Below are 23,532 nucleotides of genomic sequence, written 5' to 3'. Positions count from 1 at the left end.
CAGAATGGAGAATTGTTAAGAGGCTAGATAGCAATTAACATTTGATTCTACATTCTATATTGATTATTAAGAAGGTGCAAAAATAATTATGAAATCTATATATGTAGATCATGCTGCTACTTCGCCAACTCATCCAGCGGTTGTAGACGCAATGCTTCCGTATTTTTATGAAAACTTTGGGAATCCATCAAGTATTCATCAATACGGACGGAAAACGAGACAAGCACTTGATGAAGCTAGAAGTTTTTTAGCTAAAACGATTAATGCTAATGAAAAAGAAATTATCTTTACGAGTGGTGGTACTGAAGCTGACAATTTAGCAATCATCGGTTATGCCACAGCAAATATGAAAAAAGGCAAACATATTATTTCAACTTCGATTGAACATCACGCCCTTTTGCATACTTGTCAGTATTTAGAGAAAAAGGGTTTTGAAATTACGTATCTAAACGTTACAGAAAATGGAATGATTTCTTTAGATGAGTTAAAGAACTCAGTTCGCGAAGATACGATATTAGCTTCAATTATGTTTGGGAATAACGAGGTAGGAACAATTCAACCAGTTAAGGGAATTGGAGAATTTTTACATGGGAAGGGAATAGCCTTTCATACAGATGCAGTTCAAGCATATGGGATAGAAATTATTGATGTGCAAGAAATGCATATTGATTTTTTAAGTGTATCAGCTCATAAAGTTAATGGACCAAAAGGGGTTGGTTTTCTTTTCGCAAATAGCGAAAAAAAAATCTATCCGAGTGTATTTGGCGGTGATCAAGAAAGAAAACGCCGTGCTGGCACAGAAAATGTTGCGGGAATTATCGGCATGAAAGAAGCTGCTAAAATTGCATTTAGAGAAAGAGAAGCGAAAAGGGAACAATATCTAACTTTTCGCACGCGGATGTTAGCCATTTTTGATGAGTTTGATCTCGAATATACTTTGAATGGGGACAAGGTTTCTTTTCTACCGCATATATTAAATGTTAGCTTTCATGGGGTAGGAGTTGAGTCTTTATTAGTTAATCTTGATCTAGCAGGAATCGCGGCATCTAGTGGCTCTGCTTGCACCGCTGGAAGTCTGGAACCTTCTCACGTACTAGCAGCCATGTTTCCAAACGATCAAGAAAGAACGATGTCTGCGGTTCGATTTAGTTTTGGGTTAGGGAATACTTTTGCGGAAATAGAGCGAGTTGCTCATGAAATAGTGAAGATTGTTCGCCGAATTAAACAGTAATTGAGAGGTGGTGGGGTCATGCTACAAAACGAAAAAGCCCCTAAAGATACAAGAGTTGTTGTAGGAATGTCAGGTGGGGTGGATTCATCTGTTGCGGCATACCTCTTGAAAGAGCAAGGTTATGATGTAATTGGAATTTTTATGAAAAATTGGGATGATACAGATGAAAACGGAGTTTGTACGGCTACTGAAGATTACAATGACGTGATCCGTGTTTGTAATCAGATTGGGATCCCTTATTATGCAGTCAATTTTGAGAAACAATATTGGGACAAGGTATTTACTTACTTTTTAGATGAATATAAAGCAGGTAGAACTCCTAATCCAGATGTTATGTGTAATAAAGAAATTAAGTTTAAAGCTTTTTTAGAACACGCGATGAGTCTTGGTGCCGATTATCTAGCAACAGGACATTATGCTAGAGTCGAGTTTCGCGATGGTGAATATAAAATGCTGCGCGGAGTAGATGACAATAAAGACCAGACGTATTTCTTAAATGCCTTGGGACAAGAGCAATTATCAAAGACGATGTTTCCGATCGGAAATTTACCAAAGAAAGAAGTCCGAGAAATTGCTCAAAAAGCAGAACTTGCGACAGCCAATAAAAAAGATAGTACTGGTATCTGCTTTATCGGAGAACGAAATTTTAAAGAATTTTTAAGCCAGTTTTTACCTGCACAACCTGGAGAAATGCAAACGTTGGAAGGTGAAATAAAAGGAAAACATGAGGGCTTAATGTATCACACGCTGGGCCAAAGGCACGGTCTTGGAATCGGTGGTTCCGGTGAACCTTGGTTTGTTGTTGGCAAGGATCTAGAAAAAAATGTGCTCCATGTCGCTCAAGGTTTTCATCATCCAAGTCTATATTCTGAAGGATTAACAGCGATTGGAATTAATTGGGTAAGTGACAAACCCAAACCTGAAACGTTTCATTGTACAGCAAAATTCCGCTATCGCCAGCCAGACATGGGCGTTACGGTTCATCAGGAAGTTGATGGGAATTTGAAGGTTATCTTTGATGAACCGCAGCGGGCAATAACACCAGGACAAGCAGTTGTCCTTTATGATGGCGATGAATGCCTAGGTGGGGGAACAATAGATAAAGTAATTAAAAATGTGGACTGATCCTAATTACAATTGGGACAGTCTTTTTTTCAGAAAAAAGTAAAAATAATCTTAAAAGGGGCTATCACGATGGACAATATTATTAAAGCAAATCAATTCATTCAAGAAGGAAAATTAGAAGAAGCCGCGAAGATATTAAACGAAGCCATTCAAGAAAATCCAAACGATACAGTTGCATATGTTAACTTCGGTCACTTACTCTCAATTATTGGAGAAAAGGAACGAGCGATAGCTTTCTATCAAAAGGCAATAGAAATCGATCAAACGATGGCGACTGCTTATTACGGTGCAGGAAATACATATTATGATCAAGAAATGTTTGAAGAGGCCGTTGGAATGTTTAAAGAAGCTATTGCTAATGGTTTAGTGGAAGCTGATGCTTACTTTATGCTCGGGCTTTGTTATTATAATTTGGGGAACTTGCCTCATGCGTTAGCAAACCTGCTTACGGCAACTGAGAAAAATCCGACTGATATTGATGCAATGTTTCAATATGGTCTAACGCTCGCACAAACAGAACAGGTTGATGAAGCGATTTCTGTCCTTGAAAAAGTAATAAAACTAGATGAAAATCATGCTGATGCATACTATAATTTAGGTGTAGCTTATGCGTTTAAAGAAGATATCGAAAAAGCATTAGCTAGTTTTGAGCAAGCGTTAAAAATCCAGCCCGGTCATCTCCTTGCAGGAAACGGAAAAAAGCAACTAGAGGCGCTACTCTAAACAAATAAACAAGGAAAATGGTTTTTGAGGTAATGATAATAGTATGAGTAAAACTAGGCATAACAATCTAAGGAGAGCCAGTTTTACTAAAAAAGAGGTTATGAAAATGATTGAAGAAAATCACACAGATAGCCCCTTTATTAAAGGAGAGCTCGTTACCGTTATTTATTCGAATGAAGAAAACTTTTATACTGTTGCAAGGGTTAAAGTTCATCATACGAATGTAGAGCTCTTTGAAAAGGTAATTGCTATTGTTGGCACGCTCCCAAAGTTAGATGAAGAGCACCAATACACGTTTTATGGAAAATTAATCGAGCATCCAAAGTTTGGTCAGCAGTTTCAAGTCAGCAGTTTCGAAAAAGAAGTTCCTAAAACAACAGAAGGAATTATTCGCTATTTAAGTAGCGAACGATTTAAAGGGATTGGTCGAAAAACGGCAGAGGCTATTGTTGACAAGCTAGGAGACCAAGCAATTTCTAAAATTGTTGAGGATAAAAATGTCCTGAAAAAAATAGCATCTCTTAAGGATGATAAAATTCAACTAATTTATCATCAGGTGATTGAGCATCAAGGAATCGAACAAGTTTTAATTGAGCTTTATAAATATGGTTTTGGTCCACAACTTGCGATGAAAATTTTTCAAGCCTATAAAGAAGAAACATTACAAGTTATTAAAAATAATCCATATCAGCTTATTTATGATGTCGAAGGAATAGGGTTTGCTAAAGCAGATGCATTAGGGCAAGTACTTGGTTTTACGAAAGACCAACCAGAGCGAATTCATGCTGGTTGTCTACATATTGTTCAAGAAATGTCACTATCAGAAGGACATGTTTATTTAGTTAGGGATGAGCTTATTTTAGAAGCAATTACCTTACTTAGCGATTATAGCTATTCGATATCTAAACAAGAGGTTGAACAGCAACTTCTATATTTAGAAGAAGAAGGTCAGCTAATTGTTGAAGGCGAGAACGTCTACTATCCTTCGTTATTCTTTGCTGAAAAAGGACTTGTGACAAATATTACTAAACTACTAACGAACACAGAGCAAATAGATGAGTTTCCAGAAGCAGAATTTTTAAAAGCAATCGGTGAGACTGAAGATGAATTAAAAATTGAATATGCGCAATCACAAAAGGAGGCAATCAAAACAGCATTGCAATCAGCAATGATGATTTTAACTGGAGGGCCAGGAACTGGGAAAACGACTGTAATAAGAGGGATTGTCGAGTCTTATGCGAAACTCCATGGACTTTCTTTAAATAAAAAAGATTACGGTAAAACTAATCCTTTTCCAATTATTTTAGTTGCCCCAACCGGAAGAGCGGCAAAACGAATGTCTGAAGCAACAGGCTTACCAGCAGAAACAATTCATCGTCTGTTAGGCTGGAAAGGTGGGCATTCTGGGTTTGAGAAAGATGAAGACAATCCAATTGAAGGAAAGTTGTTAATTGTTGATGAAGTTTCAATGGTTGACATTTGGCTTGCGAACCAGCTTTTTAAATCATTGCCAAGCTCAATTCAGGTTATATTAGTTGGTGACGAAGACCAGCTTCCGTCTGTAGGACCTGGACAAGTGTTAAGTGAATTACTTCATTCAAAGGTCGTTCCGACAGTAAATCTTGTTGATATTTACCGCCAATCTAAAGAATCGTCAATCATACAGCTAGCCCATAAAATGAAAGAAGGTCATTTGCCAGATGATATTACAGAAGCGAAAGTAGACCGTCGGTTTTTTCCATGTAGTCAGGAACAGGTTATTTCTGTCATCGAGCAAATTTGCCAAAATGCCATTAAAAAAGGCTATACAGCAAAGGACATTCAAGTGCTAGCGCCTATGTATCGAGGCAATGCCGGAATCGAAGCCCTAAATGTAAAACTGCAAAATATCTTTAATCCGAAAAAAGAAAAACAACGGGAGATTGTTTTCGGAGATGTAGTCTACCGAGTCGGTGATGTTGTTTTGCAGCTTGTAAACAATCCTGAGGAAAATGTTTTTAATGGGGATAGAGGAGAAATAGTAGCGCTATTTTACGCTAAGGAAAATGTTGAAAAACAAGATCAATTAATCATCTCTTTTGATGGCATTGAGGTTACCTACACTAAACAGGATTTAAATCAAATAACATTAGCATATTGCTGCAGTGTTCATAAATCACAAGGCAGTGAATTTCCGATCGTAATTATGCCAATTGTAAGGGGGTATTATCGGATGTTGCGTCGTAATTTAGTTTATACAGGAATTACAAGGGCGAAGGAATACTTGATATTGTGTGGTGAAGTTCAGGCATTTCAGACTGCAATTCAGCAACAGAATGAGATGAAGCGAAATACGATGCTTAAGGAAAAACTCATCATAAATGTAGAAGCTAGAACACCTTGATCTGTTGTTATCTTATTGATTGGAATTAGTTACCCAGCATGTTTGGCCGATTTTAACAAATGATATAAATGTTCGGAAAGGTGGGGGAGTTACTTTGCGAACGTTTTCCGTTCTTAATGGTTTATCCGTTGTTTCTTTAAAAGGTGGAAAAGAAATCGGTAAGGTTATCGATTTGTTATTTCATGAAACGAATGTGGCAGGTTTTCTTATTGATAAGAATGGTTGGTTAAACAGCCACCTTTTTGTACCTTTAGAAAATATCGATGCAATAGGACGCGATGCTTTAGTCATTTCCGATAGTAAAAAGCTATCGAACTATGATCAAAAGCATTTTCCATATCATTCACTTCATAATGGAAATAGCAAAATTTTTGGGAAAACATTAATGTCATCTGAAGGGGAAAAGTTGGGCTTGGTAGAAGATGTATATTTTAATGAAAAATTGGGCAATATCGTAGGGTATGAGGTGACAGACGGTTTTATCGCTGATTTAAAAGAGGGGAAACGAGTGTTGAAATCAACAGCTCCCTTGACAGTTGGTGAAGATGTTCTAGTCATCGATTTAAATTGTTAAGGGAGGACCCCTACGATGCGTTGTCCTAATTGCAAAGGAAAAGATATTGGGAAAATTGGTACAAATCAATATTATTGCTGGCATTGTTTTATTGAATTAACTATCGTAAACGGACGATTTTCACTACACCAAGTTGAAGAAGACGGAAGTTTAAGCTCACTTGATGATCTTTTTGAAGATGAAGATATGAGCGTTGAAAGTAGTTAATTAACTATCGTTCATCAAGTGTTAGAGGGGAATTTGACCAAAGAAGTCATTGGAATTACACTCTAAAATTGGTGGTGAATGAATTGCGTACAACAACATTAATTGCTATAGGTTTAGGTGCAGCCGCAGTTACAATGATGGATCCAAAACGTCGCAAAAGAATGATGCGAATGATGGAACCAATGACAAATAACATTGAATTTGCTGAAATGATGCCTTCAAAGCAAACAATTCAAAAACTTCAAAAGCGTATGATGCGTACGTTTTCTTAAAATTCGATGAAGCCCCTAGTTGATGCTAGGGGTTTTTATCATGAGTAAGATGGTATTTGAGTTAAATAACAAATGTCTAGATGCAAAACACAAACAGTATATTGTGGTAGCTTGGCTAACAAGAGCACGTGCGAATTCTAATTTTTGCTTTTCAATTTGCCTTATAATTTATCAGCTTTTGTTTAACAATAACATTAGCTTGGATAAAAATGGGGTGTTTTTTTGGAACCATTATCAATGAAATGGCTTATCCGTTTCGTTAGTTTGTTAGTTATATTTTTGTGCGGCTATGTATTTTTATTACTTGCTCCAATTTGGAACCCTGTTTTATTAGTAATCGTAAGGGTAGCTACGCCCTTTCTAATTGCTGGTGTTATTACTTACTTATTACACCCGATTGTTGAACAGATGAAGAGTCTTGGTGTTCCAAGGACGATTTCAATTTTGCTTATCTATATTGTATTTATGATTTTTCTAGCTTATTTATTAATGAAAGGTACACCTTATATTATTGAGGAGTTAAAAGACTTAATTGAAAACATTCCACAATTCATTAACGTATACCGAAATGTTGTTAGTAATTTTTATCAGCAAACTTCAACGATGCCTGACGGGTTTCGCATAAAAGTAGAAGGCTTTTTTACAAATATAGAGGGAATCGCTGCTGAAGGTGTTGTAGGTACAGTTGAAAGTTTAGGGGGCTTAGTTGATTATTTTTTAATGGCTATTATTATCCCGTTTTTAATTTTCTATTTACTAAAAGATTTTGATTTACTAGAAAAAACAGCTTGGTATTTAACACCCCGTAAATGGAGAAAATCTGGCAGAGAATTAGTAAGAGATATTAATGTATCCTTAGGGAACTACATAAGAGGACAACTTTTAGTTTGCTTAGTAGTTGCGATCATCGCCTCAATCGGACTTTGGATAGTTGGAATGCCTTATGCAGTCATCTTGGGTATTTTTATTGGAATTACAAACATCATTCCGTATTTTGGTCCAATCATAGGGGCTGTCCCAGTAGCGATTATTGCTTTTACAGAATCTTTTCAACTTGTATTACTAGGCCTAGTTGTTAATTTTGGTATTCAGTTAATTGAGGGAAATATTCTATCACCATTAATTGTCGGGAAAAGTTTACATATGCACCCGATTTTAATCATGTTCGCTTTAATTGTTGGAGGCGAAGTAGGTGGGATTATTGGATTAATTGTAGCCGTCCCAATCTTAGCGATTTTGAAAGTGATTATTATGCATGTCCGCGAAGCATTACAGAAAAAATCTAAGAAAGAAGTTGAATTATAACTACTAGTAGTGGAAGCAGTGATTATTAAGTTGTCAGGCTAATATTGACAAAGGTTAGTACCATAACTATAATGACTTCTATAAGCAAAATAATGAAAACTTGATGAAGGAACCCTTTATTAAAGACCATCTATAAAAGGAAAGTTTACTTTTCTTAAGCAGAGAGGAATTTCCATGGCTGAGAGAAATTCTAGATGAAGATTAATAAATAGCTACTCCTGAAAGCAGGCGAAAACCTGCCGGCTAAAAACCGTTATCTAGACTAAGGTGATGAACAGATTTTCGTTCATAACTAGGGTGGTACCGCGTGAGTTCAGCTCTCGTCCCTGTTTGGGATGGGGGCTTTTTCTATTCACATTTTTATTCAGCATATTAAAACATAATCAAAGGGAGGCAAAAAAAATGAAACGCTTAACTTCTGTTGAAGTGAGACAAATGTTTTTAGATTTTTTTAGAGAGAAAGGACATGCTATAGAACCGAGTGCGTCACTTGTACCACATGAAGATCCATCACTACTTTGGATTAATAGCGGTGTAGCAACGTTAAAGAAATACTTTGATGGACGTGTCATTCCTGATAACCCTAGGATTACAAATGCCCAGAAGTCGATTCGAACAAATGATATTGAAAATGTCGGAAAAACAGCACGTCACCACACGTTTTTTGAGATGCTAGGAAACTTCTCAATTGGTGACTATTTCAAAAGGGAATCAATTGATTGGGCTTGGGAGTTTTTAACAAGTGAAAAATGGATTGGTTTTGAAGCAGATAAACTTTCAGTCACAGTTCATCCAGAAGATCATGAGGCTTATGAGATTTGGAACAAAGAAATTGGTATTCCAGAGGAAAGAATTATTCGTTTGGAAGGAAACTTTTGGGATATAGGAGAAGGGCCAAGTGGACCTAATACAGAAATTTTTTATGATCGTGGCCCAAAGTATGGAAGCGATGATCTTGATCCAGAGCTTTACCCAGGTGGAGAAAATGAACGGTATTTAGAAGTTTGGAATCTTGTGTTTTCACAGTTCAACCATAATCCTGATGGAACATACACACCGTTACCAAAGAAAAATATTGATACGGGAATGGGACTTGAAAGAATGGTTTCAATTGTTCAAGACGTCCCAACTAATTTCGATACTGATCTTTTTGTGCCAATCATTAAGGCAACAGAACAAATCTCAGGAACTTCTTATGGGTCAAATAAAGAGAATGATGTATCGTTTAAAGTAATTGCAGATCATGTTCGAACTGTAAGTTTTGCGGTCGCTGATGGAGCTCTTCCTTCAAATGAAGGACGTGGCTATGTCCTTAGACGCTTGCTTCGTAGAGCAGTACGCTATGCAAAATTGATCAATATTCATCGTCCCTTTATGTATGAGTTGGTTCCAGTAGTTGCTGAGATTATGGTCGATTTTTATCCAGAGGTAAAGGGGAAAACTGAGTTTGTTCAGAAGGTGATTAAGAATGAAGAAGAGCGTTTCCATGAAACATTAAATGAAGGCTTAACCATTTTATCAAAAGTAATCGAACAAGCAAAAGAAGCGAATAAAAAGATGATATCTGGTGAAAGTGTTTTCCGACTCTATGATACGTACGGGTTCCCAGTAGATTTAACAGAAGAATATGTAGAGGAAGCTGGGTTGACAATTGACAGAAATGGTTTTGAACTGGAGATGGAGAAGCAAAGAGAAAGAGCACGTGCCGCCCGTCAAACCGGTGATTCAATGCAAACGCAAGACAGTGTCTTTGGTGAATTAAAAGTTGAAAGTGAATTCGTTGGTTATGAAAACCTCTCTGCTACTTCATTGATTGAAGCTATGATTAAAGATAAGCAGCTAGTAACTGAAGCAAGTGTAGGTGACATAATTAAAGTAATCGTTGATAAAACGCCTTTTTATGCTGAAAGTGGTGGGCAAGTTGCTGATAGAGGTACAATGAAAGCAGAAGGCGTTCTACTTCAAGTTGAAGATGTCCAAAAAGCACCTAATGGACAAAATCTCCATACAATAAAGGTTATTGAAGGAACGGTTAGAACAGGAATGAAGCTCACTTCAACCGTTGAAGAAACAGAGCGTATCGGTATTGTTAAAAATCATACAGCGACTCATATTCTTCATCGAGCTTTAAAAGATACTTTAGGCGAGCATGTTAACCAAGCTGGATCGTTAGTCTCTGAAAACCGTTTACGTTTTGACTTTTCTCATTTTGGTCAAGTAACCGTTGAAGAGCTAGCCAAAATAGAAGCTATTGTTAATCAAAAGATATGGGATGCTATCTCTGTAAATATATCTAATAAGCAAATTACTGAGGCGAAGGCAATGGGAGCCATGGCGTTATTCGGTGAAAAATATGGGGACGTAGTCCGTGTTGTCCAAGTCGGAGATTATAGTCTTGAGCTATGTGGCGGTTGCCATGTGAAAAATACAGCTGAGATTGGTCTATTTAAAATCGTCTCTGAGTCTGGAATTGGTGCAGGAATCCGCCGAATTGAAGCAGTAACAGGAAAAGGTGCATATGAGCACATGAATTCCCAAGTCGAGTTATTAAAAGAAGCGGCAAGCCTAGTAAAAGCTAATTTAAAAGACGTACCAGATAAAGTAGAGCAGCTACAATTACAAATTCGCAAGTTACAACGTGAAAATGAATCTTTAGGAGCAAAATTAGGGAATATGGAAGCAGGTGGACTTATTGATAACGTTATTAAGGTCAATAATGTCTCTGTGATTGCCCAAATTGTAAATGTTGCCGACATGGATAGTATTCGTGGACTTGTTGATACATTAAAAAACAAGCTAGGTTCAGGTATTGTTGTTCTAGGTGCTGTCAATACTGGGAAAGTAAATATTGTTGCTGGAGTCACGAGTGACTTAATAAAGAATGGGTACCATGCAGGAAATATAGTGAAAGAAGTCGCCACACGTTGCGGCGGTGGCGGTGGCGGTCGACCAGATATGGCTCAAGCCGGAGGGAAAAATCCAGAAAAGCTTCAAGAAGCCTTGGATTTTGTACCAGAATTTCTGAAAACAATTTCCTAAATAATTCATGTTAGTGTACAATATGGGTAATAGAATTTTTTGTCCACTATTGATCTTTCAAAAGATCAATAATGGACTGTAGGGAAAGAGGTGTTTGTGATGAGTTCAATGGATAATACGATGAAATTTAATTTCCAAGATTACTCGGAAGATACGAATGTGCAAGATGTACTACTAACTGTATACGAAGCGTTGGAGGAGAAGGGCTATAATCCAATAAACCAGATTGTCGGTTATTTATTGTCAGGAGACCCTGCTTATATTCCAAGGCATAAAGATGCAAGATCATTAATTCGTAAGCATGAGAGAGATGAACTGATTGAAGAATTGGTAAAATCGTATTTATCACAGCACCAAGAGGAGTAATATGAGAACATTAGGATTAGATGTAGGTACGAAAACGATCGGCGTGGCAGCAAGTGATGAATTAGGATGGACCGCACAAGGTGTCGAGACCATTAAAAGAGACAGTGAAAATCCTCAAAGTGATTGGGATAAATTAAGCAAACTAATTACAGATCTAGATATTAATAAAGTAGTAGTTGGCTTACCTAAAAACATGAATGGCACAATAGGTCCTAGTGGCGAAGCGTGCCAGCAATTTGCTGAAGAGGTGAAACAGCGATTTGCACTACCGGTTATCTTGTGGGATGAGCGTTTAACGACAGTTGCTGCTGAGAAGATGCTTATAGCTGCAGATATGAGTCGTAAAAAGCGAAAGAAAGTCATTGATAAAATGGCAGCGGTTATGATCTTGCAAGGATACTTAGATTCATCATCATAATGTAATACGAATGCAAACAAGGAAATATGTCAATATTAACTTATGAGTATTTAAAAGCATTTTGAAATATAAAAAATGAGGTGTTATTGTGGAAAATGCAGAAAGAGAACGTATAATTATTCCCGATGAAAACGGAGATGAGCATTTATTTGAAGTATTATTTACATTTGATGTAGATGAAACGGGTAAGTCATACATGGTTTTAATCGCAGTTGGTGATGAAGATAGTGATGATGAAGAAGTAGAAGTACATGCGTTCCGTTATGAAGAAACTGGTGAAGGCGATGATGATTTATCGCTTATCCCAATTGAAACTGACGAAGAATGGGAAATTGTTGAGGAAATGCTTAACACATTCCAAGAAGGCGAAGATGAAGACGAAGACGAGTAAAATGTTTAACTAGACAGTTCTCCTTAGGGAGGGCTGTTTTTTTTTTTTGAGAGAGATTCTTAAAGAAAAAACAGTTTAATACTTACCGACTCATTTGTTAATTAATTGATTTTACAATATTATTCCACATATTTAATGAAATTTTGTTGAAATATAGTATAATAGGAGTGTTGTACTAAAAAGAGTGCAAAATGAATCTATAAAAAAATCCTCTATAGCACAACTTGAGGGGGAGGAAAATAATGTCTTCAGAAGAAAACACAAAAAAATCAATGCAAGAAATTAAAAAGCAGTTGTTAAAAGAACGTCAGGAAGAAGCAAGTATTGTTAGGAAAATAGTATTAGTTTGTTTGTTTTTGCTTATGATCGCCTTTGGTGTTGCAAGTACCTCGGCCTATTATTATGTTAAAGGGGCACTAGAGCCTGTTGACGAAACAAGTGAAGACCTGGTAAGTATTGATATTCCTATTGGTTCAACGCCTACTAGAATTGGAATTATTTTAGAAGAAAACGGACTCATTTATAATGCTAGTTTCTTTCGTTATTATGTCCGATATAAGAATGAATCAGGCTTTCAGGCAGGAAACTATCAGTTATCCAAATCTATGACTATGGATGAAATGATTGCAGCATTAAAAGAGGGAACTATTCTCCAAGAATATGCGTTGTCATTTACTGTTCCTGAAGGAAGATGGCTTGAAAATGTCTTAAAGGTGATTTCTGAAAATACTGATCATACAATTGAAGAACTCGAAGAGAAGGTTTTAGATCGTGAATATCTTGAGAACTTAATTGCTCGTTACCCAATTTTATCAGAAGATATTTTAGATAGTCGGATAAGATGGCCATTAGAAGGTTATTTATTCCCTTCTCGATATGATTTTCTTGAAGAAAACCCTTCTATTGAAACGATTATCGAAGCAATGATAGAAAGAACGGAACAAGTTCTTAGAAAATATTCTGCTGAAATTGAAGAAAATGATTATAACATTCATGAAATTTTGGCACTCGCTTCGATCATTGAGGGTGAGGCTCAGAAAACTGAAGATCGTTATACTATCTCAGGAGTTCTTTATAATCGTTTAAAAATCAATATGGCCTTACAGGTAGACCCTACTGTTGCCTATGCTCACGGAACACATTTGTCTAGGACAATGATCAAAGATACTACTATAGATTCACCATATAATACGTATCGTTATCCCGGAATCCCGGTTGGACCAATTAATAACCCAGGTGAAGCATCAATAAAAGCAGCAGTACAACCAGAAGAACATAAATATCTTTATTTTTATGCAGATAGTACAGGAAAGGTTCACTACACCGAAACTTTCCAGCAGCATCAAGAGATTATTAGGCAATATCGTGATAATTAGGAAAAAGTGATAAAGTGAAAGAGCACACTTTTTCCTTGCAGGACATTTGCTAGTCGGAGCTAACCGGGGAAAAAGTAGACTTTTTCCTAGGGCGCTATGCGCTTTTCTTAGAGAGTGTGATTAATTCGCATTCTCTTTCTGTTTGTGTTACAATAAATCGTTCTTTTAGATGTATAGATTTTATATAAGGAGGCTTTTCTCATGGTCTCGGAGGAAGTAAGTGGATATTTAAGCTCTTTAATAAAACCGAGAAACTCATTATTAACTGAAATGGAGCAATATGCCGAGGAACATGAAGTTCCAATTATGGATATTGTTAGTATCGAAGCGATGTTACAAATTCTTTCATTTGCTGGGACGAGTAAAGTGTTGGAAATTGGAACAGCTATCGGTTATTCAGCTATGCGTGTTGCCCAGAGACTTCCTCAATGTCATATAGTATCAATTGAAAGAGATGAGGAACGTTATCTAATAGCAAAAGAGTTTATTAAAAGAGCGAATCTTGAAAGTCGTGTTACCCTAATATTTGGTGATGCCCTCGAAGTGGCTTCTGAGATCAAGCAGTTTGGTACTTTTGACTGTTTGTTTATAGATGCTGCAAAAGGTCAATATAAACGGTTTTTTGAGCAATATAGCCCATTGGTAAAACAGAATGGTCTTATTGTAAGTGACAATGTGCTTTTTAAAGGTATCGTAGCAAATGAAGGTAAAATTGCTAAAGGGATACGGACAATGGTTACAAATTTACGAATTTATAATGAGATGTTAATGGCAAATGAGCAGTATGAGACGACCTTCTATCCAATAGGTGATGGAATGGCCATATCCAAGAAAAAATAGGTGGTGAAAACATGAAGAAACCTGAACTACTTGTAACGCCGACAAAAGTAGAGGATATTAGCAGATTAATAAAAGCAGGAGCAACGGCATTTATTATTGGTGAAGAAACATTCGGTTTACGCCTTGCTGGTGAATTTAAAAAAGATGATATTAGGGAAGCAGTTACGGTTGCACATCAATCTGCGGCGAAAGTATATGTTGCGATGAACGCACTCTTTCATAATGACAAATTACCGTTGCTACCAGACTATATATCATTTTTAGCTGAAATAGGTGTAGATGCCATTGTTTTTGGTGACCCTGCAGTATTAATGGTAGCTAGAGAAGTTGCCCCACAGATGAAGCTCCATTGGAATACAGAGACAACAGCTACTAACTACTTTACAGCAAATTATTGGGGCAAAAAAGGCGCTAAACGTGCAGTTATGGCCAGAGAAATTAATATGGATGCCATTGTTGAAACAAAGGAAAATGCAGAAGTTGAAATTGAAGTGCAAGTACATGGGATGACATGTATGTTTCAATCAAAACGAACTTTGCTTGGTAACTACATGGAGTTTCAAGGGAAAGACTTGAAAGTAGAAGGTCGGAGTAAAGATCGGACATTGATTTTACATGATCCTGAACGAGATGCTAAATACCCCATTTTTGAAGATGAAAATGGGACGCATATTATGAGTCCAAATGATATTTGTATTATTGATGAGTTAGAAGATATGCTTGAGGCAGGTGTAGATGCTTTTAAAATTGATGGCATTCTAAAAAGTGTTGACTACTTAGAGAAAGTCACTGCACTGTTTAATGAGGCCGTTGAGCTCTTCCTACGCGACCCGGACGCCTACCAAGATAAGAAATACTATTATTTGCAAGAAATTGAGAAAATTCAACCTGCGAATCGAAAATTAGATACTGGATTTTTCTTTAAAGAAACTGTTTATTAAGGAGGGGTTTTCGATGGAACAAATTTCGACTGTCACGCCAGAAGGAAAACGTGTGATACTGAAAAAGCCTGAGTTATTAGCCCCTGCTGGTAGCTTAGAAAAATTAAAAATTGCTGTACACTATGGCGCAGATGCAGTCTTTATCGGTGGTCAGGAATTTGGGCTCCGCTCAAACGCTGATAACTTTTCAATAGATGAAATGCGTGAAGGTGTTGAGTTTGCAAATAAATATGGGGCAAAAATTTATGTAACAACTAATATCTTTGCCCATAATGAAAATATGGAAGGTCTAGAGGAGTATTTGCGAGATCTCCAAGATGTGGGTGTAGCTGGTATCATTGTTGCTGATCCACTTATCATTGAAACATGTAAGAGAGTTGCGCCAAAAGTTGAAGTGCACTTAAGCACTCAGCAATCATTAACGAATTGGCAGGCAATCAAGTTTTGGAAGGAAGAAGGCCTTCATCGTGTGGTTCTAGCTCGGGAAGTAGGGTTAGAAGAAATGTTAGAAATGAAGAGAAACGTCGATATTGAGATTGAAACGTTTATACACGGTGCGATGTGTATTTCTTATTCGGGGCGCTGTGTCCTAAGTAACCATATGACTGCACGGGATTCTAATAGAGGTGGTTGTTGCCAATCTTGTCGTTGGGATTATGATTTATACGAACAAAAAGACGAAGAAAGTGTGATTGAAAATCCACTGTTTTCAGAACAAGACTTGCCTTTTTCAATGAGTCCAAAAGACCTAAACTTATTAGAAGGAATTCCAAAGGTGATTGAGGCTGGTATTGACAGTTTGAAAATTGAAGGTAGAATGAAATCAATTCATTATGTTGCGACTGTCACTTCTGTATACCGAAAAGTGATTGACGCATACTGTGCTGACCCAGATAATTTTAAAATGGATCCGAAATGGATTGCAGAATTAAACAAATGTGCAAACCGTGATACAGCTTCTTCTTTTTTTGAAAGTACACCAACCTACAAAGAACAATTATTTGGAAGAACTGAAGGAAAGAATACAACTTATGATTTTGCAGGACTTGTTTTAGAGTATGATCCAGAAACAGGAATTGTCACATTACAGCAACGAAATTACTTCAAACCTGGTGATAAAGTTGAGTTCTTTGGCCCAGAGATTGAAAACTTTACGGTTACTGTAGGAGATATTTTCGATGCGAAAACCGGGGAACAAATGGACGCGGCAAGGCATCCACTACAAATTGTAAAGTTTAAAGTGGACAAACCACTATTCCCTAATAATATGATGCGTAAAGGAGTATTATGATGACAAAGAAACCCGTTGTCATTGGTGTTGCCGGAGGAACAGGCTCAGGAAAAACAACGGTCGCCAGAGAAATTTATCAAAATTTTAAAGATAAATCAATATTAATGATTGAACAAGATGCATATTATAAGGATCAAAGTCATAAAACAATGGAAGAGCGTGTGCGTACAAATTACGATCATCCATTGGCTTTTGACAACGATTTGTTAATAGAACATTTACAAAAGCTACTAAATTATACTGAAGTTGAAAAACCAATTTATGATTATGCAAATCATACAAGAGCCCTACAGACAACTTTTGTTGAGCCAAAAGATGTTATTATCTTGGAAGGTATTTTAATTTTAGAAGATAAGCGTCTTCGTGATTTAATGGATATTAAGCTTTTTGTTGATACGGATGCTGATATTCGGATCATTAGAAGACTTGTCAGAGATATTGAAGAGCGAGGCAGAACATTAGATTCGGTCATACATCAATACACTTCAATTGTCAGACCGATGCATTTACAGTTTGTTGAGCCAACTAAACGTTATGCAGATGTTATTATCCCTGAAGGTGGGCAAAATCGTGTCGCAATTGATCTAATGGTGACAAAAATTAGAACAATCCTTGAAGAAAAAGAAATTTTGTAATAGCATAGGAAATAAGGTTTTCAATTTTTCCGTTGCACTAGATCTTATAAGATGTAATGAAAAGCTTGTGCATAACCGACTTTGGTGAATGCTAAGCTTTTCTCTATACATATAGTTGGCTGATATTACTTTATCCATTTTTACTTTTATAATTTTTGCTTAGAAATATTGAAAACCTTACCAAAGTGTATGAAAGCAAAACAATTACCAAATAGTAACTTAAATGTAGATAATTTTAAGGAGTGAAAGAACAAGATGAGTGAAGACAAAAAGTTTTATATGACGTTAAATGGGAAAGAAAAGTTGCAACAAGAATTAGATTTTCTAAAGAGTGAAAAAAGAAAAGAAGTAGTTGAGCGAATAAAAATTGCTCGTTCTTTTGGCGATTTATCTGAGAACTCAGAGTACGATTCAGCAAAAGAGGAACAAGCTTTTGTAGAAGGCCGTATTGTTACAATAGAAAAAATGATCCGCAATGCGGTAATCATAAAAGAAGATGAGACAAATTCTTCTGTTGTATCTCTAGGGAAATCGGTGAAGTTCAAGGAACTTCCGGATGGTGATGAAGAGATTTATACAATCGTTGGTAGTGCAGAGAGTGATCCATTCGAAGGAAAAATATCAAATGACTCACCATTGGCACAAAGCTTACTAGGTAAAACTGTTGGAGATAAAGTAACGGTTCAGACACCTGGTGGAGAAATGAAAGTTGAAATTTTAGAAATAAAATAAGGACTCATACACGCTTTTGTCAATTCGATGAGGCTGTCCCATAATCAAAAGCATCAGTCACCTCGCCTACTATAAATAGATTTTGTAGAAACATACAATTCTATCTATAGTATGACTTCGAGGTGCTCTGATACTTATGGGACAGTCTCATTTTTTTTTAGCTGAAAACAATGAAGCTTCGAAGTAAGATGATCATTAGTTTAACTAATTATCGGTCCTCTAAATTGAATAAACTCCGCTCAAAAAGTAACAATGGATAAAGTGGAGGTGGGCAGTGTGATTGTACATAAACGTATTGTTCAAATGTTAATTTTATTCAATTTGGTGTTGCTTTTATTTATGTTCAGACTGGCTTATGTGCAGCTCATTGCTACACATCATTTATCAAAATACGATGTGGATTTAGTAGAAGAAAGCATTAAACAAAGAACGAAAAAGTTTGTGTTGCATTCAGGAAGAGGATATTTTAAAGATCGACATGGTCAATCATTACATATGGACTATTATCCGAGTTTGATATTATTTCCATTTTTGAGAGAGCATTTTTGGCCAGTTGCCAAGGTGGCAGAAATCTTAAAGGTTGATAGTCAAAAATTAATTGACGCAGTTTTAGATAAGAATGAGCCAATTCTATTTGAAATTAACGGGAAGCGTCGTGTCATTTCCACTGAGGAAATGAAAAAAATCAATGAGTTAAAAATCCCAGGTGTTTACGCTCAATACGTACAAGAACGCGTCGAAAATCTTGCACCACATTTAATCGGGGTTGTTGGTGAAAATGCCGATGAAATAAAACGAAGGTATGGAACACAAGTTGAGAACGGAACAATCTCACTCCATACTGAAATAGGTGTGTCAGGGATGGAACGAGCTTTTGACCCATTTTTAGTGTCCCAGGGAAGTTCTGAGTTGGCTTATTTTGTTGATAATTTAAATCGCCCCCTTTTCGGCTTCGATGTGCGTTACATGGCTCCAGCCGATCCTTACCACCCTACAGAAGTAATAACGACCATCGATAAGGAAATCCAAACTTTTGTTATGGACGCTTTACATGAAGTAGGAATTACTAAAGGTGGGGCAGTTATTATTGATGCTAATTCAAACGATCTTTTATCTCTTGTAAGTATGCCCACCTTTGATGTTCATTTTCCATTTGATGAGGGAGCCAAAAATCATATGGTGACAGCTTATACTCCAGGATCGATCTTTAAAATTGTTGTTGCAGCAGCTGCAATTGATCTAAACCTCGTCAATAAACTCGACGTATTTGATTGTAATAAAAATTTATATGGTGACAATGAAGAACCTAGGCGACTTGGTACCCTTACATTTTTAGATAGCTTTGCACAAAGCTGTAACTATACATTTAGTCAGCTAGCTAATCAATTAATTCGTAAGGATCCACAAATTTTAGAGCTCTACGCTAAGAAATTAGGGTTAGTTAATAAAGTCGGTTGGAGAGGTGATATTTATCGTTTACAAGAAATCACACATTTTCCAGAAGAAGAATTAGGTACGATCATTATCGATGAAAAAGATATTGGTGATCTTTATGCTATTAGTCAAACTGCAATTGGCCAAAAAAATGTTCAGGTCACTCCTCTTGCAGTAGCGAACATGCTTGCTACGATTGCTCGTGGTGGAGAAAAAAGACAAGTTCGTAGTGCATCAAAAATTGTCTACGAAAATGGAACAACTGCTGTTGAGTTTCCAAAACAAAACTTAGAAGATAGTGAACAAATATCTAAATACACAGCAATGCGCCTTCAAGAGTTATTAAGTGCTGTAGTGAAAAGTGAGAAAGGAACTGCTCATTCAATCTTACACAATAGCGCATACTCTGTTGCCGGGAAAACTGGTACAGCACAAAAGGGATTAAATAAACAACAATTGAGTCACTGGTTTGCTGGATATTTTCCAACAAATAAGCCGCAATTTGTCATGGTTATCGTTGATTTAAACCACGAAAATGGTAATATAAAAACATTAAAAGCGTACAAGAAAATTGTTGAATTTCTCCATGAACATTTAGAAGTTAAAGAAAAAGTGAACTGATTTTTCTTAATTTTTATCGAAATATCAGCTGGCTTTTATTATAATGGATACTAGTAGTCTACATAGGAGGGGTTAAAGTGAGAGAAGAAGATTATTACGGAAGTAGTGCACGAAGATATAAACAAAAACGGAAGAAAGTTGATAAAATTTTAAATATATCAATTGGAGTTGTCATATTTCTCATATTGCTAGTAGGAGGACAATTTCTTTTAGGTGGAAAATCTTCTGAAAAAGCAGTGGGGGATCAAATCGAAGAACAAGTTGATTCTGTTATTGAAGATGGAGAAGTGGAAGAACCTAGTAATGAAGAAGCTTCTAATGATGCTGTTGAATCAACAGAAGAAGAAGCTAATCCAGCTAATGAAAGTGAAACAGCAGAGGCCGGTGAAGGAGAGAGTAGTTCTCAAAGCGGAGCCTGGAAACCTATTGGTACAGTGCAACAAGAACCATTTGCTGCCGTATATCAAAAAGACCATGTAAACTGGGAAGAAATGACAAGGGCTTTTCAAGTTGCAACGGGATTAGGTGATAATATCATTTTATGGCGCGTTGGAAATGGTGGCGACCACCTAAGTGCTGTAGGATATGTTTCTGATGCAGCAACTAGAACAACTCCTTATAAAGTAAGAATAGAGTGGGTAACAAATGAAGGATGGATGCCAGTTTCTGTCGAGCAATTAAATGAAAATCCTTATGACACCCCTCCACAATCGTCTACAACAAATTCAGAAGATGGTGAATCAGACGATAATTAGTTTGGACTAAAAGCAGTCTCTAAGTGTCAGCTCACGACACCGTAACACTTTTATAGTAGTGCGGGTGACTGGCACTTTGTTTTTTTACGTCTATAGTGAGATAATATGAAAACATGTAGTAATAGAAAGGAAAGATACATATGAAAATTGGAATTATTGGAGCAATGGATGAAGAGGTAGAATTATTAATTGGAAAACTTGACAATAAAGCAGATGAAACAATTGCTGGCTGTGAATTCTATAGTGGCACATTAAACGGCATTGATGTAGTTTTATTAAAATCAGGGATTGGGAAAGTCAATGCAGCAATTGGTACAACGTTGTTAATTGAAAAATATAACCCGAATTACATCATTAATACTGGATCAGCTGGAGGTTTTGAACAATCTTTAAAAGTTGGTGATATCGTTATTTCTACTGAGGTTCGCTATAACGATGTTGATGCTACAGTATTTGGCTATGAGTTCGGTCAAGTACCAAGGATGCCAGCCTTCTATACGCCAAATGATAGGCTAGTATCTATAGCAGAAAAAAGTGCACATGAAGTCGGTGTTCATTCCGTAAAAGGGCTGATCTTATCGGGAGATTCTTTTATGAGTGATGAAAGAAGAGTTGCTGAACTAAAAGATCGCTTTGTTAATGCTTATTGTGCAGAAATGGAAGCTGGAGCTATCGCTCAAGTATGTTATCAATTTGATTGTCCATTTGTGATCATTCGTTCACTAAGTGATATTGCAGGAAGCGATGCGAAAATGTCTTATGATCAATTTTTACAAAAAGCTGCGGTAAACTCAGCAAACCTTGTATTATTGATGCTTGAGCATATAAAAAACTAAAAATCAACTTTGAGAGTGACTGATTTGTGAGTCACTCTTTTCTATGCTTAAAACATAATGAGGAATTTTCCTGACACAAAGTTGTAATAGGGAGCTCAGTTTTGGCTTTATTTACATGTAATCTCAAACTCTAGACCATGCTATACTAGAATAGTATTTATAGAAAAGAGTAAACAAATTTAATAGAGTTTGTTGGAGGTTGAACATAATGACAGACAAAACGAGTGTAACTAAAGTATTAGAAGATAAGATTGCCGATTACAAGCGATTTGCGTTTATCTTGTTAGCTCTTAGTGTATTTTTATTTATTGGGTTAATTATTCCTAACGAAGGTGTTAGTCAAAATTCTCTATTAGTTTTAATAGGCTTAAGTGTCAGTTCATTAGCGTTTAGTGCTTTGTTTCATAAAAAAGCAATGAAATTTCAAGAGCAACTCTATAGCGAAGACTAAAAAACCTCTACTCTTTGCCTGATGTAGAGGTCTTTTTTTACATTTTTTACAAGATGAGTTTTTGAATTTGACTTGATGTTTTGCTTCGCGAACTCTGCGCTTTTCTTATGCAGGTGGTAAAACAATATAATAAATACTCATATAAAAAATGAAGGCTAACAACACGGCCAAGTAAGCGCGCCATGGTACAAATTTTTGAGTAACCTCAACTACCTTTGAACATATTAAGTAAATCCAAATTACCGCAACAAATAGGGAGAGTAACATGATTGGTGTCAGTGGTGAACCGACTTGAAGAGAAATAAAAGCAGGTAAAGCAATAATAGAAGGGATGAGTGCTACTGTTGTATTTCGATATAAGATCTTTAATAAGCCCTGACCACTTAATCCTTTAGATCCAGCCCATAATAATAATGAAAGCCCTACTTTTGTTATTAAAATCATAAGAAATCCAAAAAATAAAAAGAGGGCGGGGACAATTGTGTCTCTTAATAGCGGCGTTTCGAATGAAGCGATGGTTTCACTATTAATTGAAATAGCTGTATACCCGTAACCTAAACCTAGTAAAACAGTAATACACATACTCAGTAATCTCCAGTTACTATTTGGTTCAGAAAGTTTTCTAATCGCTTCTTTGTTAAGTACTAATGCTTTTAAAATTTGAATAGTCTTCTCCATATTCCCCTCCAACTTAAAATTTAGGTGCTTTATATCTTCTGTAAAATATTTAAGGAAATAGCGGCTACTGATAAATTTCACTAGTTCTCGCAATTCTTCCGATAAACACGGGGAGTAATCAGATTTTTAATGCATGATTACTCCCGTGCCCTTCTTAAATTCTACCTCTTTTTACTAAAAAATGTCTACTATTCACTAAAACTGCCATGGCATAATCGCCCAAATAGCTACTAATGCACAAACAAACGTAATAATAAAGGCACCAAGTGTACTGTTGTAGCGTTTCGGATTAATATCAGTCCAGCCATGGATTCTTTCAACAAGTTTATTAATATCACTTTTTGATTTTTCATCATTTAATGATGGAATACGGTTTGTAATGTAGGATACTACAATTAAGATGACAAAACTAAGCGGAACGGCAAGCATTCCTCCTGAAAGTCCCATACTATCAGTTAATGCATGACCGCTTACGACAATTTCAGGGAATACGAATGGAGAAACAACAACATAAACGATACCCCCAAAAAGAGATGCAGCAATTGCGCCAAAACGGTTGGCTTGTTTCCACCAAACTCCCATTATAATGAGGGGAGCATTTGTCGTACCAGCTAGCCCAAAAGCCCAAAGAATACTTACAATCAAGAAGGCTGGTGGTTCTATTGCTAAAAGAACCGCTGCAACTCCACCAAGGGCAATCGAAATATAACCAAGACGAACTTTTGTTTTATTTGTTAAATTTGGTTTAAGCGTTGTTACAATATCTTGAGAAATTAAGGCACCAATATCAAGGAGGTTACCACTTAATGTAGATAAACCTGCTGAGATTGCTCCAGCGATAACTAATGCAGTAACCCACTCAGGGTTATAAACTAAGTTTAAAATAATTGTTAATTTATCAGTATCTC

Annotated in this window: 24 protein-coding genes; 22 read left to right on the top strand and 2 right to left on the bottom strand. The window is 36.4% G+C overall.

Annotated elements, in window-relative coordinates:
• The first annotated feature begins 88 nt into the window (after positions 1 to 88).
• The 22 genes from ACK4M9_RS00120 to ACK4M9_RS00015 all read left to right on the top strand — a co-directional run bounded on the left by ACK4M9_RS00120 (position 89) and on the right by ACK4M9_RS00015 (position 21,946).
• Positions 89 to 1,231 (top strand): cysteine desulfurase family protein, encoded by a 1,143-nt coding sequence (locus tag ACK4M9_RS00120; protein WP_409846622.1) that lies wholly within the window; start codon positions 89 to 91, stop codon positions 1,229 to 1,231.
• Positions 1,232 to 1,249: 18 nt separating this feature from the next.
• Complete coding sequence (gene mnmA, locus ACK4M9_RS00115; protein WP_409846621.1) at positions 1,250 to 2,356, top strand: tRNA 2-thiouridine(34) synthase MnmA; 1,107 nt, start codon at positions 1,250 to 1,252, stop codon at positions 2,354 to 2,356.
• Positions 2,357 to 2,425: 69 nt separating this feature from the next.
• Positions 2,426 to 3,079 (top strand): tetratricopeptide repeat protein, encoded by a 654-nt coding sequence (locus ACK4M9_RS00110; protein ID WP_409846620.1) that lies wholly within the window; start codon positions 2,426 to 2,428, stop codon positions 3,077 to 3,079.
• Positions 3,080 to 3,185: 106 nt separating this feature from the next.
• A complete protein-coding gene (gene recD2 / locus ACK4M9_RS00105; protein WP_409846619.1) occupies positions 3,186 to 5,462 on the top strand; it encodes an SF1B family DNA helicase RecD2 in 2,277 nt (758 codons plus the stop codon).
• Between the two features lie 94 nt (positions 5,463 to 5,556).
• The gene (locus tag ACK4M9_RS00100) at positions 5,557 to 6,036 is read left to right on the top strand and encodes a PRC-barrel domain-containing protein (protein ID WP_409846618.1); all 480 of its coding nucleotides are present in this window, start codon (positions 5,557 to 5,559) and stop codon (positions 6,034 to 6,036) included.
• 15 nt (positions 6,037 to 6,051) lie between these two features.
• Complete coding sequence (locus tag ACK4M9_RS00095) at positions 6,052 to 6,243, top strand: hypothetical protein (RefSeq protein ID WP_071317955.1); 192 nt, start codon at positions 6,052 to 6,054, stop codon at positions 6,241 to 6,243.
• Between the two features lie 83 nt (positions 6,244 to 6,326).
• Positions 6,327 to 6,515: a hypothetical protein gene (locus ACK4M9_RS00090; RefSeq protein WP_409846617.1), complete on the top strand. Its 189-nt coding sequence runs from the start codon at positions 6,327 to 6,329 to the stop codon at positions 6,513 to 6,515.
• A 222-nt stretch (positions 6,516 to 6,737) separates the two neighbouring features.
• Positions 6,738 to 7,820 carry an AI-2E family transporter gene (locus ACK4M9_RS00085; protein ID WP_409846616.1) on the top strand — a complete coding sequence of 361 codons (1,083 nt, stop codon included), beginning with the start codon at positions 6,738 to 6,740 and terminating at the stop codon, positions 7,818 to 7,820.
• 402 nt (positions 7,821 to 8,222) lie between these two features.
• Positions 8,223 to 10,859: an alanine--tRNA ligase gene (gene alaS, locus ACK4M9_RS00080; RefSeq protein ID WP_409846614.1), complete on the top strand. Its 2,637-nt coding sequence runs from the start codon at positions 8,223 to 8,225 to the stop codon at positions 10,857 to 10,859.
• Positions 10,860 to 10,958: 99 nt separating this feature from the next.
• Positions 10,959 to 11,225 (top strand): IreB family regulatory phosphoprotein, encoded by a 267-nt coding sequence (locus ACK4M9_RS00075; RefSeq protein ID WP_409846613.1) that lies wholly within the window; start codon positions 10,959 to 10,961, stop codon positions 11,223 to 11,225.
• Between the two features lies 1 nt (position 11,226).
• Positions 11,227 to 11,643, top strand: coding sequence for a Holliday junction resolvase RuvX (ruvX, locus tag ACK4M9_RS00070; RefSeq protein WP_409846611.1), 417 nt, complete (start codon positions 11,227 to 11,229; stop codon positions 11,641 to 11,643).
• Between the two features lie 88 nt (positions 11,644 to 11,731).
• Positions 11,732 to 12,034 carry a DUF1292 domain-containing protein gene (locus ACK4M9_RS00065; RefSeq protein WP_409846610.1) on the top strand — a complete coding sequence of 101 codons (303 nt, stop codon included), beginning with the start codon at positions 11,732 to 11,734 and terminating at the stop codon, positions 12,032 to 12,034.
• 242 nt (positions 12,035 to 12,276) lie between these two features.
• Positions 12,277 to 13,410, top strand: coding sequence for an endolytic transglycosylase MltG (gene mltG / locus ACK4M9_RS00060; protein ID WP_409846609.1), 1,134 nt, complete (start codon positions 12,277 to 12,279; stop codon positions 13,408 to 13,410).
• 201 nt (positions 13,411 to 13,611) lie between these two features.
• Positions 13,612 to 14,250 carry an O-methyltransferase gene (locus tag ACK4M9_RS00055; RefSeq protein WP_409846608.1) on the top strand — a complete coding sequence of 213 codons (639 nt, stop codon included), beginning with the start codon at positions 13,612 to 13,614 and terminating at the stop codon, positions 14,248 to 14,250.
• Positions 14,251 to 14,261: 11 nt separating this feature from the next.
• Complete coding sequence (locus ACK4M9_RS00050) at positions 14,262 to 15,191, top strand: peptidase U32 family protein (protein WP_409846607.1); 930 nt, start codon at positions 14,262 to 14,264, stop codon at positions 15,189 to 15,191.
• 13 nt (positions 15,192 to 15,204) lie between these two features.
• Positions 15,205 to 16,482 carry a peptidase U32 family protein gene (locus ACK4M9_RS00045; protein ID WP_409846606.1) on the top strand — a complete coding sequence of 426 codons (1,278 nt, stop codon included), beginning with the start codon at positions 15,205 to 15,207 and terminating at the stop codon, positions 16,480 to 16,482.
• Complete coding sequence (gene udk / locus ACK4M9_RS00040) at positions 16,482 to 17,117, top strand: uridine kinase (RefSeq protein ID WP_409846604.1); 636 nt, start codon at positions 16,482 to 16,484, stop codon at positions 17,115 to 17,117. Before ACK4M9_RS00045 ends, udk begins: the two co-directional genes overlap by 1 nt.
• A 255-nt stretch (positions 17,118 to 17,372) precedes the next feature.
• Positions 17,373 to 17,849: a transcription elongation factor GreA gene (gene greA, locus ACK4M9_RS00035; RefSeq protein ID WP_409846603.1), complete on the top strand. Its 477-nt coding sequence runs from the start codon at positions 17,373 to 17,375 to the stop codon at positions 17,847 to 17,849.
• A gap of 276 nt (positions 17,850 to 18,125) precedes the next feature.
• A complete protein-coding gene (locus ACK4M9_RS00030; protein WP_409846602.1) occupies positions 18,126 to 19,904 on the top strand; it encodes a peptidoglycan D,D-transpeptidase FtsI family protein in 1,779 nt (592 codons plus the stop codon).
• A gap of 77 nt (positions 19,905 to 19,981) precedes the next feature.
• Entirely contained in the window at positions 19,982 to 20,659 is a 678-nt protein-coding gene (locus ACK4M9_RS00025; RefSeq protein ID WP_409846600.1) for a DUF1510 family protein, read from the top strand.
• Between the two features lie 140 nt (positions 20,660 to 20,799).
• On the top strand, positions 20,800 to 21,495 hold the full coding sequence (gene mtnN / locus ACK4M9_RS00020) for a 5'-methylthioadenosine/S-adenosylhomocysteine nucleosidase (protein ID WP_409846599.1): 696 nt from the start codon (positions 20,800 to 20,802) through the stop codon (positions 21,493 to 21,495).
• 208 nt (positions 21,496 to 21,703) lie between these two features.
• Complete coding sequence (locus ACK4M9_RS00015) at positions 21,704 to 21,946, top strand: YrhC family protein (protein ID WP_409846598.1); 243 nt, start codon at positions 21,704 to 21,706, stop codon at positions 21,944 to 21,946.
• 105 nt (positions 21,947 to 22,051) lie between these two features.
• Here ACK4M9_RS00015 and ACK4M9_RS00010 read toward each other — a convergent pair whose 3' ends face one another.
• The gene (locus ACK4M9_RS00010; protein ID WP_409846597.1) at positions 22,052 to 22,624 is read right to left on the bottom strand and encodes a hypothetical protein; all 573 of its coding nucleotides are present in this window, start codon (positions 22,622 to 22,624) and stop codon (positions 22,052 to 22,054) included.
• A 195-nt stretch (positions 22,625 to 22,819) separates the two neighbouring features.
• Positions 22,820 to 23,532, bottom strand: a 713-nt coding sequence (locus tag ACK4M9_RS00005; RefSeq protein ID WP_409846596.1) for a sodium:solute symporter family transporter, incomplete at its 5' end; no start/stop codon positions are given.

Origin of the sequence: Anaerobacillus sp. (assembly GCF_046314235.1) — a bacterium.
In the GTDB taxonomy this organism is placed as follows: domain Bacteria; phylum Bacillota; class Bacilli; order Bacillales; family Anaerobacillaceae; genus Anaerobacillus.
This window is presented reverse-complemented; position numbering and strand designations above follow the sequence as displayed.